General features: G+C 46.2%; 12 protein-coding genes. 7 read left to right on the top strand and 5 right to left on the bottom strand.

Annotated elements, in window-relative coordinates:
- Positions 1–143: 143 nt before the first annotated feature.
- A complete protein-coding gene (locus H6F52_RS09585) occupies positions 144–977 on the bottom strand; it encodes an RNA methyltransferase (RefSeq protein ID WP_190414706.1) in 834 nt (277 codons plus the stop codon).
- Between the two features lie 113 nt (positions 978–1,090).
- Here H6F52_RS09585 and H6F52_RS09580 point away from each other — a divergent pair, with 113 nt between their 5' ends.
- Positions 1,091–1,252 carry a DUF2256 domain-containing protein gene (locus H6F52_RS09580; protein ID WP_190414705.1) on the top strand — a complete coding sequence of 54 codons (162 nt, stop codon included), beginning with the start codon at positions 1,091–1,093 and terminating at the stop codon, positions 1,250–1,252.
- Positions 1,253–1,359: 107 nt separating this feature from the next.
- Positions 1,360–2,319 (top strand): isoaspartyl peptidase/L-asparaginase, encoded by a 960-nt coding sequence (locus H6F52_RS09575; protein ID WP_190414704.1) that lies wholly within the window; start codon positions 1,360–1,362, stop codon positions 2,317–2,319.
- Positions 2,320–2,371: 52 nt separating this feature from the next.
- On the opposite strand, the gene H6F52_RS09570 is transcribed toward H6F52_RS09575, so the two are convergent.
- The 4 genes from H6F52_RS09570 to H6F52_RS09555 all read right to left on the bottom strand — a co-directional run bounded on the left by H6F52_RS09570 (position 2,372) and on the right by H6F52_RS09555 (position 6,534).
- The gene (locus H6F52_RS09570; protein ID WP_190534079.1) at positions 2,372–2,701 is read right to left on the bottom strand and encodes a YnfA family protein; all 330 of its coding nucleotides are present in this window, start codon (positions 2,699–2,701) and stop codon (positions 2,372–2,374) included.
- 6 nt (positions 2,702–2,707) lie between these two features.
- Positions 2,708–4,087 (bottom strand): bifunctional UDP-N-acetylglucosamine diphosphorylase/glucosamine-1-phosphate N-acetyltransferase GlmU, encoded by a 1,380-nt coding sequence (gene glmU, locus H6F52_RS09565; RefSeq protein ID WP_190426984.1) that lies wholly within the window; start codon positions 4,085–4,087, stop codon positions 2,708–2,710.
- Positions 4,088–4,239: 152 nt separating this feature from the next.
- Complete coding sequence (locus H6F52_RS09560; protein WP_347276199.1) at positions 4,240–5,235, bottom strand: two-component system response regulator; 996 nt, start codon at positions 5,233–5,235, stop codon at positions 4,240–4,242.
- Between the two features lie 411 nt (positions 5,236–5,646).
- Positions 5,647–6,534 carry an MnmC family methyltransferase gene (locus H6F52_RS09555; RefSeq protein WP_190534074.1) on the bottom strand — a complete coding sequence of 296 codons (888 nt, stop codon included), beginning with the start codon at positions 6,532–6,534 and terminating at the stop codon, positions 5,647–5,649.
- A 588-nt stretch (positions 6,535–7,122) separates the two neighbouring features.
- Between H6F52_RS09555 and H6F52_RS09550 the strand changes: the two genes are divergently transcribed.
- From H6F52_RS09550 to H6F52_RS09530, 5 genes are all read left to right on the top strand, one after another.
- Positions 7,123–7,965 (top strand): sulfurtransferase, encoded by an 843-nt coding sequence (locus H6F52_RS09550; protein WP_190534072.1) that lies wholly within the window; start codon positions 7,123–7,125, stop codon positions 7,963–7,965.
- Between the two features lie 317 nt (positions 7,966–8,282).
- Positions 8,283–8,804 carry an NYN domain-containing protein gene (locus tag H6F52_RS09545; protein ID WP_190414139.1) on the top strand — a complete coding sequence of 174 codons (522 nt, stop codon included), beginning with the start codon at positions 8,283–8,285 and terminating at the stop codon, positions 8,802–8,804.
- A 96-nt stretch (positions 8,805–8,900) separates the two neighbouring features.
- Positions 8,901–10,571: a 2-isopropylmalate synthase gene (locus tag H6F52_RS09540; protein ID WP_190534069.1), complete on the top strand. Its 1,671-nt coding sequence runs from the start codon at positions 8,901–8,903 to the stop codon at positions 10,569–10,571.
- A gap of 4 nt (positions 10,572–10,575) precedes the next feature.
- Positions 10,576–12,747: a hypothetical protein gene (locus H6F52_RS09535; RefSeq protein ID WP_190534066.1), complete on the top strand. Its 2,172-nt coding sequence runs from the start codon at positions 10,576–10,578 to the stop codon at positions 12,745–12,747.
- Entirely contained in the window at positions 12,737–14,398 is a 1,662-nt protein-coding gene (locus tag H6F52_RS09530; protein ID WP_206754030.1) for a hypothetical protein, read from the top strand. The genes H6F52_RS09535 and H6F52_RS09530 overlap by 11 nt, the downstream gene beginning before the upstream one ends.
- Positions 14,399–14,423: the final 25 nt, after the last annotated feature.

Here is a 14,423-nt window from a genome sequence, read left to right as displayed (position 1 = left end):
CTAACCACTGTACCGGCTAAGCCTTGGCTTTACTTTTCCAGGGTCTATCACTTGCATCAGGGAACGAATGCTTTTGCGTATCGCAACACCGCTAACGGACAAAAGAGCGTTAACGTTAACGTTCCTAGCAACTTTTGCTTATTTTATGGTGCGTCTTGCTGTTCTGGTTCATTAGCAACAGAATGTGGCAAAAATTGTAGCGCCCAGTCCATCTGGCTGAAAATGCCTCGGAGCATTGCCACTTCTGCTTTGCTGGGATTGGCTCGATTGAACAGACGCCGGAATTTTTCCATACGGCTGCCAGCGGTGTGGGGATAGAGATAACCCATTTTTAATAACACGGCTTCCATCTGTTGATAATACCCCTCCAAAACTTCTAATGAGGCAGGGTCAATGGTCAGTTGTGGGTTTTCAGTTGGGAGAGGCACGGTACTGCCATGCCCGTACTGTTGATTGTCAGTAGTTTGCGACTGACTGCTGAGTGCTGACCAATTTTGGTAAAGCTCGTAACAACAAATCCCAACTGCTTGAGCCAGATTTAATGAAGGATACTCCGGATTCGTGGTAATGCGTACAAATCGCTGAGCATAGTTTAATTCCACATTACTTAACCCGCGATCTTCTGGGCCAAAGAGCAAGGCTGATGGCAGCGGTTCTTCCAGCAACCAAGGTAAAGCGATTCTGGGATTTTCTAGCGGCGTATCTAACGTTCGGGAGCGGGTAGTGGTGGCGATCGCTTTCACGCACCCTTGTAATGCCTCTGGGATCGTCGCGACTACCTGAGCCGATTCCAGGACGTCTATGGCATGAACTGCCATATCCGTTGCTTCTTTCGAGAGGCGATCGCATTGCGGATTCACCAGTACCAACTGCCGCAACCCCATATTTTTCATCGCGCGAGCCACAGAACCTACGTTCAGCGGGCCTGCTGGCTCTACCAATACAATCCGCACCTTAGCTAATCTAGTCTCATCCATAAGTAAAAAGAATAAAATAGTCTAAAAGCGCATCTCTCTATGGGCGGACATAATTACCTGACTTCCGATCTATTTCGTAAAATTGAATATTGGTAATGTACCGTCAAATTAACATGAAGCGCGTTCGATCCAAGTCCGACTTACCCAGCAAAATTTGCCCGGTATGTCAGCGTCCCTTTACCTGGCGCAAAAAATGGGCTGATTGTTGGGATGATGTGAAATACTGTTCGGAGCGCTGTCGCCGCCGCCGCAACCAAGCCAATGAGTCCGCGTAAAAGCCCAATTTTTAGATTTTCGATACTGGATTGAAAACATCACAAATCTAAAATCTGAAATCAAGGCTGAGTCTTGGTATTTATTAAAAATTACAAAGGATTGAAATATGTCACTCAATCAGGTGCAACCCAAGGTGATTATTCACGGTGGTGCCGGTAGCGCCCTCAAAAGTCAAGAGGGGGCTGACGCAGTCCGCAAATCACTCTACAAAGTCGTGGAAGAAGTTTATACCCTGCTTTTGGCAGGAGCAACTGCCCAAGCAGCAGTGGTACATGGTTGCCACTTGATGGAGGACGATCCCCGCTTTAATGCGGGAACAGGTTCGGTACTGCAATCAGATGGTCAAATTCGCATGAGTGCCTCCCTGATGGATGGGGCATTTCAGCGCTTGAGTGGCGTGATTAATGTATCCCGCATTCAACATCCCATCGATCTGGCCCAAGCTTTACAAGCTTCACCCGATCGCGTGCTATCAGATTACGGGTCGGCAGAACTCGTGCGGGAATTGCAGGTTCCGATTTACAATCCGATGATCGAGATTCGCTTGCAAGAGTGGCTGCAAGAGCGGAGCGAGAATTTTATTAAAGAAGCCGCTGGGGTGGTAGCGGAAAAAGAGCTGGTGGATGACCCAGAGGCTGGACGCGGCACGATTGGAGTCGTGGTTTTGGACGGTCAGGGAAATTTAGCCGCAGGCACTTCGACGGGAGGCAAAGGTTTCGAGCGGATTGGTCGAGTCAGCGATTCCGCAATGCCTGCGGGGAACTACGCCACCGCTCAAGCGGCAATTAGCTGTACGGGAATTGGAGAAGACATTATTGATGAATGTCTGGCAGCGCGGATTGTGGTGCGGGTGACGGATGGTTTGTCTCTTGCAGATGCCTTCGAGCGCTCCTTTACCGAAGCGCGTGGGCGTCAGCGAGATTTTGGGGCAATTGGGATTGATGCAACTGGAGCGATCGCATTTGGGAAAACGAGCGAAGTCCTCCTCGCTGCTTTTCACACTGGCGAACAGATGGGCGATACCTTGGAATGGACGGGTGACACCCTATCCGGCTTCATTTCTTAAGTGCAAGTAGGGTGGCAGGTTGCAGCCTGCTTGCAGTTAGGGTGTAAAAATATTAACCCCTAGGCGCATACATAACGACCAGCGTGCCAAGCAGAGCAATCCAACCTCCTAACAAGTCAAATTTGTCTGGAGCTATCTTATCTACTTGCCATCCCCAAAGAATAGGAAGAACGATGAAGACACCTCCATAAGCTGCATAAACTCTCGCAAAATTCGCAGGTTGCAGCGTCGCAATGATTCCGTAGAGAATCATTGCGATCGCTCCTAAGAAAGCAAACCAAATACTCTTATTTTCCCGCAGCCAAAGCCATATCAGATATCCTCCACCTATTTCGCATAACCCGGCTAAGACGAAATAGAATACAGACTTGATAACTGGCATCTTGATTTACTCCTGCTGGGGTTTTAAGCGCCAGCCTTTTCTGACGACTTGACGGGCACGGGCAATTACCAAAGAATCATCTAGAACGTCTTTCGTGACCACAGACCCGGCGGCAACGGTTACGTCTTCTCCCAGTGTCACTGGCGCAACCAGAACGCTGTTGGAGCCGGTTTTCGTGCGATCGCCGATTTTGGTACGATGCTTCTTCACGCCGTCATAATTGGCAGTAATTGTCCCCGCCCCAATGTTCACTTTATTCCCTAAAGTGGCATCGCCTAAATAAGATAGGTGGGCAGCATTGGTGCGATCGCCCAAGGTGCTATTTTTCAGTTCCACAAAATTTCCAATGCGGCAAGATTCCCCGACTTCTACATGACCGCGCAAATGGGCGTAGGGGCCAATCCGGGTGCCCTTTTTAACCACACTGTCCGTCACCACAGAATAAACCACCGTCACATTTTCCCCAATCTGGCTATTTTCAATCAAGCTACCAGGGCCAATGCGACTCCCAGATGCGATCGTGGTATTTCCCCGCAGATGAGTTTGCGGTTCGATCGCTACATCCGGTTGCAACTCTACCGTGTCATCAATGGTGATCGTGTCTGGACTCACGAGAGTCACACCCGCCGCCATCCAGGCATCCTTGACTCGCTCTTGTAAAATTTCGTAAGCATTACTCAGTTGTTTGCGGTCGTTAATTCCCAGAATTTCCTGGTAATCCTCCACATCCACAGCCATCACCGGCTCCATGAATTTAACCGCATCGGTTAGATAGTATTCCTGCTGGTCATTGTTGGGTACCAGTTGCGGCAATACTTTTTCCAGTTGAGGCCAATTGAAGCAGTAAACCCCTGCGTTAATCCGGCGATTTTGCTTTTGAGCAGGCGAGCAGTCCCGGTCTTCTACAATCTCTTTGACCAGATTTTGACCATTACAAAAAACCCGCCCATAGCCTTTGGGGTTTGGCATTTGGGCGGTAAGGAGGGTGGCGGCGTTCTGATGCTCTTGGTGAGTTTGCAGCAGATTTTTGAGCGTTTGCGATCGCAACAAAGGGACATCCCCATTTAAAACCAGCAAATCGCCGGTGAAGCCTTCCAGATGGGGGAGTAATTGCTGGACGGCATGACCCGTGCCCAACTGCTGGGTTTGTTCAACAAACTCCAGATTGGGAAGTGGGGGCAATCGATCGATGACTTCTACCAAGGCATCTTTGATGCGATCGCCTTGATACCCAACGATGACGAGGCACCGCGATGGTTCGACTTCAGACAAACTATGGAGAACCCGTTCGACGAGCGATCGCCCTCCCAAGGAATGTAGGACCTTGGGCAGATCCGATTTCATCCGCGTCCCACGTCCCGCTGCAAGAATTGCTACTGCTACCATATTCAGCTTTTCGCGTTATCAGACCAGCTAAAAGAATAAAGGATGAAGCATGAACCATGAAAGAGCGTTCGTGGTTCTTTCCGGGTGAAACATTGGCTCAGTCAGCCGACGCCAGCATCCGACTAAATTTTTGAGTCAATCCGAGCTTGCCCCTACACGGCTTCTGGCATCGCCTCAGCAACGCGAGCTGATTGAATAAACTCAGTAAACTTCTCTACTAATTGAGGATTTCTCCAACCTTTTGCCGTTTCTTCTGCAAAAATTTCTAAGGCTTGTGCTGATGTAAACGCGCGTTTGTAGGGACGTTCGCTTGTCAGGGCATCGTAAATATCAATAATTTGAAAAACCTGCGCCAAAAAGGGAATCTCCTCATTAGCTAAACCATCGGGATAACCCGTTCCATCCCAGCGTTCGTGGTGATTGCGAATAATTGGAATGACGCCCCGCATGGTTCGCAGCGGCTGACAAATTTTCTCACCAATCAGGACGTGCTGCTTCATAATTACCCATTCTTCGTCGTTGAGTTTCCCGGTTTTGAGCAGCACGGCGTCGGGAATGCCCACTTTACCGATGTCATGGAGATAACCGCCCCACATCAAATCCCGAACTTCGTTGCGAGAAAGATTCAGAAATTCACCAAAAGCTTTACCCATTTCCACCAGCCGTTCGCAGTGATCGCCTGTCGCCGGATCGCGGCTTTCAACACTACGGGCAATCGAGAACAGGACTTGTTCGGCGTGATCCAGGTCTTCATTCAAACGCTTTTGCTGGACGAGAGACCGGACTCTGGCAGAGAGTTCTAAGCGATCGAAGGGTTTGGTCAGAAAATCATCTCCACCTGCTTCAATGCCCAGAATGCGCGATCGCCTATCATTTAGCGCCGTGATAAAAACGACCGGGATCAGGCGGGTTTGTTCGTCTTGTTTTAACTTCCGACATACCTCAAACCCATCCATCCCCGGCATCATTACATCCAGCAGAATTAAATCTGGGTTGGACTCGACTACACGCTTCAATGCATCTGGCCCACTTTCTGCCTCCAAAACTTCGTAGCCTTCCACCGATAGCAGTGCTACCGCCGTCATCCGACTGGAGGGATGATCGTCAACCACCAGAATTTTGGGCAACTCCGAACCTATAAAGCTCACTGAAGACAACCTTGTTTGAGAAGAAGCAGCCGTTGATAAATTGAGCATGATTTATAACATAAATTTGTTTTTAGTATGAGCGAATAGCTTAACCGTGGAATCGGGTTTTTCACGGATATTAACAGCACTTAGCAGACATCTTGATTGCAGCTTCCGTCTTCTGGCATCAGGCATCGATTTAATCTTCTGATAACCTACAAAATTCGGAGATTCTTTATCTGTCCGGGTTCGGTCAGGCAGTTCTTAAAAGTTAATAATCTTTCACTTGAGCGATTGCAAAGAATGCTACGATTATACACCGCCGTTTGAGACCTAGACCATTGCGGCGATCGCATTCAATCCCGATCGGGGACTGTAATAACCCGCACTGTTTGCAAGCAGAGGTTTGTTCTAAAGCACTCGCTTGTAGAGCTATTGAATTCTGAGCTGAGATTGAAATAACCAACGCTTTTTCCAATGAGAGGTTGGCTCTAAAGCACTGGCTTGTTGATCGATTTGACGACGCTGCAAAATCGCATCAGCAGGTTCGCACAGATGAGGGTCGCGGTAGGGAATGGCAGCTTTGGTGTGCAAATGTTCTTGTTCTTGTACTGAAAGCGCCGCTATATCTAGGTTTGTAAAACTAGCGACCGTTCCAGGCGATCGCCTTCCCACCGGGAATGTCGCGCCAATTTGTAACCCAGTGGCGATTAAAGCAGCCCGTACCGCCGCCGCACAAGAATAAGTAGCAAGTCTCCCATCGGGTTTTAAGCACTTGGCAACCCAGCTTAAAAATTCCACCGTCCACAATTGCGGACATCGGGGGGGTGAAAAAGGATCGAGAAAAATCGCATCTGCCCGGAAGTTTGAGTGGTATATCTGCTGAATTGTGGCTCTGGCATCTCCCACGATTAGCTGAGCATTGAGGCGTTCGGTCTGAACTTTGCCAGAAGTGGCTAGCTGGTGGAAAATTTGGGCGTGATCTGGGTTCCAGTGGTTCAGTAGATGATGCGCGATCGCTGCTTTTGGTACCGATGCATCTAATTCCAGCCCCACCCACTCCACTCGGCAATTTGGATTCACTTCCCAAATCGTTTCCAAAGCCGCCGCGGTGTTGTAGCCCAGACCATAACAAATATCCAACAAATGTAATGTTGGTTGCTGTGCTTTCTGCCTAAGTTGAGTCGGTTCGACAAACTTAAGTTCGGCTTCCTTCTTCGCACCCTGCTGACTATGAAAAGTTTCGCCAAACTCTTCTGAAAAGAAGGTGAATGAGCCATCAGCGGTGAGTTGAGGTGTGAAGATACCCATGTCTTGCATTTTTTAGAGAGGAAGGCAGGTTAATAAAGCACTGCAAAAACTGCTTAAGCTCAGTTGAAACTAAATTTAATTTTTCCAGATGACGAGTGACTCTTAGGCAAACTGCACGACTTCGGCTACGCTTGCCCACTCCTGAACCCACTTTTTACATAATGCATCAATCACTTCAGCCTCTTCAATACGAAAGGACATGAAGCCCTGATTACCAAAATGCTGCTTTAGGAAAATTCTAAAGTTTCGGTCATCTACTCTTGAAAAATGCTCGTGAAAGCTTTCGGATAAGCGAATCGAAAGTTTATCATACCGCTAATTAAATGCATTACCAACTAGTTGCAGTTTATTGGGTAAAACTGGCTTAGTCTTGGTCAAAATGTAACCTTTCCAGCTTAGCGATAATTTCGTGTCTTGCTATCTATTTTATTGGTTCTAACACTCAGCTAACTCTATAAATTGTAAGTGAGTCACATGGATACTTAAAATTGAATTTCAAACAAAAACGCGATCGCTTCTCCACTATTGCCGTGGCAACACAGATGCGATCGCTCCCTGAAGACTTGTACACTGTTTTGATTGCAAAGAGTCAAGTCAATGACCGATACCCCTTTTGTCGTTTCCGCCGAGTGGCTTTTTGAACACCTGAACCTTAGCGCAGCGGCTCCGGAGCTTTCGCAAGTTATCGTCGTGGACTGTCGCTTTTCCCTTGCCAATCCGGAATTGGGACACCAGCAGTATCTCACCAGTCACATTCCCGGTGCCTACTATCTGGATCTCAACAAAGACCTTTCTGCACCCGTCGGACAGCACGGGGGAAGGCATCCATTGCCCAATCCCGATGAATTAGCCAAGAAGTTAGCAGCCATTGGGGTAAATTTTCAGGAAACCTTGGTTGTTGCCTACGATGATTCCCGATTCGCCTTTGCTGCACGTCTCTGGTGGCTGCTGCGTTACCTAGGGCACGATCGCGTGGCTTTGTTAGATGGCGGCTTTTCCGGATGGCAGGCAGCGGAATATCCGGTTACAGATGTTCTTCCAACGCCTCAAATAGGCAAGTTTGTGCCTCAGGTGCGACAAGACTGGGTAGTAGATATTGAAACCGTCAAAGCTAGAAAAGACTTGCCAGGAGTGGTATTGGTAGATTCGCGGGAAGGCGATCGCTTTTCTGGCGAACGAGAACCCATTGACCCAATTGCCGGTCATATCCCCGGAGCCGTAAACTATCCTTGGCAGGAAGTATCGAGTAGTCAATCTTACCTACGACCGATGACGGAACAACGCGCACGATGGGTAGGCTTAGAGCAAGCTGAGGAGGTTTTAGTCTACTGTGGTTCTGGCGTTACCGCCTGCGTAAATCTGTTGTCTTTAGAAATAGCGGGAGTTCATACGGGCAAGCTATATGCTGGTAGTTGGAGTGATTGGTGTTCTTACCTGTAAATACTATAAAGGCAGTGCTTAAGTACTTGCCCTAACTATACGATAGTGTCCACTAGGACAGTAATAGAGTCCTCAACTAAGGTAGAGTTTAAAGAAGAAGTTATGTTTGACTTTATCGGTGCTGTTCCCCTTTTTCGACTTTAATCGCCGATTTTGCCGAAAAACCTCCTGAATGCCAGCAGGTTTTGGGGAGATCCGGAAAGATAAAAAAGAATAGGGATTGCACTAAAGTACTTATGAATAATTATTCGTAACAAATTGCTAGAATAAATCATTCCACTAAAATTCTTTTCTACAAATTTTAGGTTTTAGTTTCTATGGCTTTCTTAATGAACCGTCTTTCTATTTTTGTAGACGGGAACAATATGTTCTACGCTCAACAAAAAAATGGTTGGTTTTTCGATCCTAGGCGAGTATTGGAATACTTTAGAAAGGAACAGCCCGATACAAATCTCATCAACGCCTTCTGGTACACCGGGCTAAAAGATCCGCAGGATCAGAGAGGATTTCGAGACGCACTAATTAGTTTGGGATACACCGTCCGTACAAAAATTCTTAAAGAATATTACGATGACACTTCCGGTCGCTATTCGCAAAAGGCGAACTTAGATATTGAAATTGTTGTTGATATGTTTAATACAGTAGAACAGTACGATCGAGTAGTTTTATTCAGTGGAGATGGCGATTTTGAAAGAGCCATCGAACTGTTACGTTCTAAAAATACGCATATTACAGTAGTTTCCACAGAAGGAATGATAGCGAGAGAGCTAAGAAACGCTACAGACCGCTACATAGACCTGAATGAAATTCGGGAATTTATTGAAAAAACTGAATATTAGTCTTCAAACCTTAGTTTTTTTGGCTATAACTAATTAGCAAGAACTAATGACTAACGGCGAATGAATCAAAGTTGAAGGATGTGTTTTTTTTGACCTATGAACGTTGAACCTAGCCAAGACCGGATTATTATTTTCGATACAACCCTTCGAGATGGGGAACAGTGCCCCGGCGCAACTCTGAATGTAGACGAAAAGCTGAGTATCGCGCGACAATTGGCTCGTTTGGGCGTGGATGTGATTGAAGCGGGGTTCGCTTATGCTAGCCCAGGAGATTTCGAGGCAGTTCAGAAAATTGCCAAGACAGTCGGGACAGAGGATGGCCCGGTTATCTGTAGTTTGGCAAGAGCGATCAAAGCAGATATTGAAGCCGCCGCAGAATCGCTAAAACCAGCTGCAAAAGGTAGGATTCACACCTTTATTTCAACATCTGATATTCACTTAGAATATCAGCTAAGAAAGACAAGGGCTGAAGTGTTAGCGATCGCAGAAGAAATGGTCGCCTACGCTAAATCCTTCATGGACGATGTAGAATTCTCCCCAATGGATGCCGCTCGCTCCGATCCAGAGTTCCTCTACCAAGTGCTAGAGCGGACAATTGCGGCGGGTGCCAAAACTGTCAATATTCCCGATACCGTTGGTTACATGACTCCCAGCGAGTTTGGTGACTTAATTAAGGGAATTAAAGAGAATGTGCCGAATATTGACCAAGCAATTATTTCCGTACACGGTCATAATGACTTAGGCTTGGCGGTGGCGAACTTCTTGGAAGCCGTGAAAAATGGCGCACGACAGCTAGAATGCACCATTAACGGCATTGGCGAAAGAGCGGGGAATGCATCGCTGGAAGAATTGGTGATGGCACTCCATGTTCGGCGTCAGTATTACAATCCATTTTTAGGACGCCCAGAGGAGTCAGAAGAACCCCTCACGAATATTGACACAAAGCAGATTTACAAAACATCTCGGTTAGTTTCCAACTTAACAGGGATGTTGGTGCAGCCGAATAAAGCAATTGTGGGCGCAAATGCTTTTGCACACGAGTCTGGCATTCACCAAGATGGGGTGCTGAAAAACAAGCTCACCTACGAAATTATGGATGCCCAATCTATCGGTTTAACCGATAATCAGATTGTACTGGGCAAACATTCCGGTCGCCATGCCTTCAGCGCTCGACTAAAAGAATTGGGATTTGAACTATCAGAAAGTGAGTTAAATAAAGCCTTTCTGAAGTTCAAAGACTTGGCGGATAAAAAGAAAGAAATCACCGATTGGGACTTGGAAGCGATCGCCAACGATGAAATCCAACAAGCCCCAGAACTTTTCCGCTTAGAATTGGTGCAAGTCTCTTGCGGTAGCAACTCCCAGCCCACCGCAACTGTAACCCTTCGCACTCCCGCAGGCGAAGAACTAACAGACGCCGCCATCGGTACGGGACCCGTAGATGCCGTTTATAAGGCAATCAACCGCGTCGTCAACGTCCCCAACCAACTGATTGAATTTTCCGTTCAATCCGTAACGGCTGGAATTGACGCCATCGGAGAAGTCACGATTCGCCTACGGCACCAAGATCGAGTATTCTCCGGTCATGCTGCCAACACCGATATCATCGTCGCCTCCGCCCAAGCCTATGTCAACGCCCTGAATCGCTTGTATGTTGCCTTGGAAAAAGAAGAGACGCGATCGCACAATCGCACTGAAAGCTTGACTAATGCATCTTGCATAAAAGAAGAACCAGCGGTTGTTGAGTTTTCAAGGGAACAAGCCTGAGATAATGTCACTTTCCCGATTACGGGTAGCAGTTCGCCAGAAATTTCTAGTTAATGCTAGCTTTCTGGCGATACTGGTGCTGATTATAGTAACCATCACATGGCTATACGTTTCCAGTGAGCGTAACTTTCATTGGTGGATCGACTGGTATAACCAAGCCATTGAGGTAGCAACCGCCTTTCGTGAATCACCATCTAAGGCTATACAGCAAGTTTTGCTATCTCTTGTCGATGATCGCAACCAAATCTATACGCTGCCGTTGGTTCCATTCCTCTTGACCTTCGGTAAGTCCCGCCTGGTCTACACACTGAGCCTTAGCTTGGTCTATCTGCTGCCGTTTAGCCTCGTCATGGGGGGCATATCTGCTAGGGTCATCCCGGCTCATTCGCAAACTGTTTTTTGGTCAACTGCTCTACTGACCTTACTAATTCCAGTCAGCTGGGTACCGACCTTCATGGGCATTCCTGACACAGGTGGAGCTTTACTAATTGGATTGGCCGTTTTAGTTTACTTGCAGGATGTCAAACTCAAGCGCTGGTGGCAAATTCCTCTGATTGGATTTTTGATTGCACTAGCTATTCTATTGCGCCGCCATTTCATCTACGGTGGAGTTGCCTTCTTAAGTGCAGTTACCTTACAAGCCTTGATTTTTTTCTCTGTCGAGGTGCGACAGCATCCGCGTAGAGCTTGGCAGTTTTTGTTAGGCTATGGTACGCGAATTGCTCTAATCGCGGCCATTAGCCTTAGTACGCTCTTAATTGTTGCTTGGGAGTTTACCCAACGTGCCCTGCTAAGCGATTACAAAACTCTCTACATTTCTTGGACTCTACCATTGAGCGATGTACTCAACTTATACACCTACTTTTATGGCTGGGCAACCGGGCTGATTGTGGCGATTGGGTTTTCTGCGGGGATTCTTACTCGTGCCGTGACTTTGCCAGCTGTCAGCTTGATTGGGCTGTGGGGAATTTTCTCCCTGATTATATGGCTAGCTGTATTACGTTATGGAAATGTGTTTTATTCCTTACACGTTACACCTCTAGTAGTTATAGGGTTAGCAGCCTTTATCTGGACAACCTGGAGCAGGCTGGCGGGGAAGGTTCGCACGCTAATGCTTGGTATGGTTGGCTGCTATCTAGTCGCTAATCTAATCATTGGACTGACCCCAATTGGTAGCTTTGACAGTTTCTTTCGTCCCTTGTTTGCCCTCAGCATTCAACCGCTAGTTCGTACAGACTACGATGAAGTCGTCCGACTAGTTAACTACTTGCGTCAACTGGCTCCTAACAAAGAGCCTCTTTATGTAGTGGGTTATCAACGCCTTCAGCTTAATCCAAGTATGGTGAAAGCGGCTGAGCGGTTGCTATATGAACCAGAGAGCAGGATCTTGAACATCCTGCCAGCCCCCCAAGTGGACTCTCGTGATGATTACCCGGTAGAAACATTGCTACAGGCACAGTACGTGGTTGTTCCCAACCCTCTACCCGATTATCCGCTTAGTCCTACTAAGGTTCCTGCTGTTGGGGAATGGCTACCAAATAAAGAAGTTGATGTCATCAAGGTTGTGTTTGATGCTTTTACTCAAAATTGGGAAATTGCCCAAGACTTCAAGCGCCTACCTGTACAGTTCACCCTAGAGGGAGGCGCTATTGTCAGCGTTTATCAGCGAACTCGTCCAAGTTCTCTGGAAACAGCGGTACGGACACTTTATGCAATGCAGCAACAAATTGGTGAACGCCCTGGGAGACAGAAGGACTGGATAACTTTGAGTCAGCTTTTCAACAATGCTTCAATTAGTAAAAATCCAGACGACACATACAGCCTAATGACTCATCCAAGCTATCGTGATCGCGCCAAGGGATCGGCAACATACTTCCTATATCTGGGTTCACTTTCAGAACAAGCAAAAGTCAGCGGCATATTGAACTTCTTAGACAGTCGATGTGTCGGAGCATCACTACGATTTGCTATGCTTGATCGGCAAAGTAATATAATTAACTCTATCAAAACCATACATTCCCCTGGTGATTCATCTAGCTTTGCACTCTCAATCCAGGGTAAAAATGCAGCTTATCTCCTTATGGATGTATTGAGCTATGACACCAATAACGTGATAGATTACTGTTCATTGTCAATCAATCAACTTTCGGTATCTTCTCAAGAAAATGATAAGTAATCAACACTTAGGAAAGTTTAAATTTTCTTTTTTGGCAACAGTTTTAATAGCTATCTTTTGTGTTTTCTGGGTTAGCTTCAGACTTCCAGAGCCTTCTTTTTTACTGGTTGATCCCGATGGAGGGCACCAACTAGCGGGAGCTAATCAAATTCTGTTCGGAGAACATCCTTTTATTCATTTTAGAAGTACATATGGACCGCTTGTTTTTTATGCCAGTGCCTTAAGCCAGATTTTAAGTGGTAAACGTATTATTGGTGAAATGATACTACTAGTTGTTGGCTATTCGATTGCCTATGTATTACTTTTTAGGCTGTTGTGGCTAGCAAGCGGTAGGCTGAGCATTTCTATTGTATTCACTCTTTTAGGACTTACACTTATTCCTAGAATCTACAAATACTACATAGTTCTTGGCCCGGTAATGTCATTATTTGCAGCGTGGAGCTATGTAGAAAGACCCAGCCGAAGGTCGCTCTGGTTTCTTGCTCTGGAAATTGCAATTACGGGTTTGTTTAGACCGGATTTTGGCGTTTACTCAGCACTGTGTGGAATAGTTGTCGTTGGCTTACGTCCCACACCGAAGTTATTGGTAAAAATCCAGCGTTTAAGCGTTTTTGTAGGAGCCATTATTGTTTGTGCTTCGCCCTGGCTAATCTGGAGTTTGCTCAATGGGGGTTTAGGTAACTACTTCTATGACTCCACCTTTGGTGCTGTTAATCATGCTGTTGGATTATCTTTACCGCTTCCAGGTTTCAAAGGGGACGGTTCTTTAATTTCCCCTGAGAACGCGGTATTTGTAGTATCCAGATTTTTTTATGCACTTCCAGTAGTATCTATTTTCGTCGCTATCTTAAGGCGAAATCAGATGACTGAAGAAGAGAGACGCAAAATACTAGCTACAGCTATTTTGGCCCAGGCTGCTTTGTTGCAAGCGTCTCATCGAGCTGATTATGGACATCTTTTGCAAGCAATACCTGTTTCATTTGTTTTATGCGCTTGGCTGACAGGAGTGGCAATTTCACTCCTTCAGTCTGGCTCGTTTTGGCAACGGCGTTATGCAGTGGCAGGGCTGGGGACATTGGTCGGTATTGCTGCTACATTTATTTTCATAACCACTTCACTAAGTATGTGGCCTCGCTTTGATTTATACTCCTTGCAGGATAACTTGCGTATTTACTCTGGTTCAACCCAAACCTTTTTAAACTACGTAGAGCAAAAAGATCCTGATAACTGGCATATAAAGGCAATCCGATATACCCAAAGATGCACCAGTTCATCACAACGCATCCTGGCCTTACCATTTTTAACAAGTTTATATTATTTGGCAGATAGACCCTTTGGTGGAGGGCAAATGTTATTGGCTCCAGGGTATTTTTCAACAAAGAACGATCAAGTAAGAATGGTTAAACGAATGTCAGATGAAAAGGTAAGTTTAGTAATTGATATAAAGGATTTTGTTTACGATAATAGGGAGGATAGAAAAGTAAAAAAATATGCTTCCCTGGTCTTTGATTACTTAGAAAAAAATTTTATTGAAGTTAAAAAAATTGATCCGGCAGTTGTTAAAGTAAATCGGGAGCAAATACCAGTGTTATCGACCAATCGGGCAATAGAGGTTTCTTGCCCAATAGAGTATTCTAAAGATAGAATTTAAAATGAGTTTACACAAAACAATTATT

Origin of the sequence: Coleofasciculus sp. FACHB-542, assembly GCF_014695825.1 — a bacterium.
Taxonomy (GTDB): domain Bacteria; phylum Cyanobacteriota; class Cyanobacteriia; order Cyanobacteriales; family FACHB-T130; genus FACHB-T130.
The sequence above is the reverse complement of the archived record's forward strand: the minus strand, read 5'-3'. Positions and strand labels throughout refer to the sequence as shown.

Bases quoted from the DNA above. Each gene is read 5' to 3' on its own strand.
- H6F52_RS09580 (WP_190414705.1), top strand. From the start codon at position 1,091: ATGAAGCGCGTTCGATCCAAGTCCGACTTACCCAGCAAAATTTGCCCG.
- glmU (WP_190426984.1), bottom strand. From the start codon at position 4,087: ATGGTAGCAGTAGCAATTCTTGCAGCGGGACGTGGGACGCGGATGAAA.
- H6F52_RS09550 (WP_190534072.1), top strand. From the start codon at position 7,123: ATGACCGATACCCCTTTTGTCGTTTCCGCCGAGTGGCTTTTTGAACAC.
- H6F52_RS09545 (WP_190414139.1), top strand. From the start codon at position 8,283: ATGGCTTTCTTAATGAACCGTCTTTCTATTTTTGTAGACGGGAACAAT.
- H6F52_RS09585 (WP_190414706.1), bottom strand. From the start codon at position 977: ATGGATGAGACTAGATTAGCTAAGGTGCGGATTGTATTGGTAGAGCCA.
- H6F52_RS09540 (WP_190534069.1), top strand. From the start codon at position 8,901: ATGAACGTTGAACCTAGCCAAGACCGGATTATTATTTTCGATACAACC.
- H6F52_RS09530 (WP_206754030.1), top strand. From the start codon at position 12,737: ATGATAAGTAATCAACACTTAGGAAAGTTTAAATTTTCTTTTTTGGCA.
- H6F52_RS09535 (WP_190534066.1), top strand. From the start codon at position 10,576: ATGTCACTTTCCCGATTACGGGTAGCAGTTCGCCAGAAATTTCTAGTT.
- H6F52_RS09570 (WP_190534079.1), bottom strand. From the start codon at position 2,701: ATGCCAGTTATCAAGTCTGTATTCTATTTCGTCTTAGCCGGGTTATGC.
- H6F52_RS09555 (WP_190534074.1), bottom strand. From the start codon at position 6,534: ATGCAAGACATGGGTATCTTCACACCTCAACTCACCGCTGATGGCTCA.
- H6F52_RS09575 (WP_190414704.1), top strand. From the start codon at position 1,360: ATGTCACTCAATCAGGTGCAACCCAAGGTGATTATTCACGGTGGTGCC.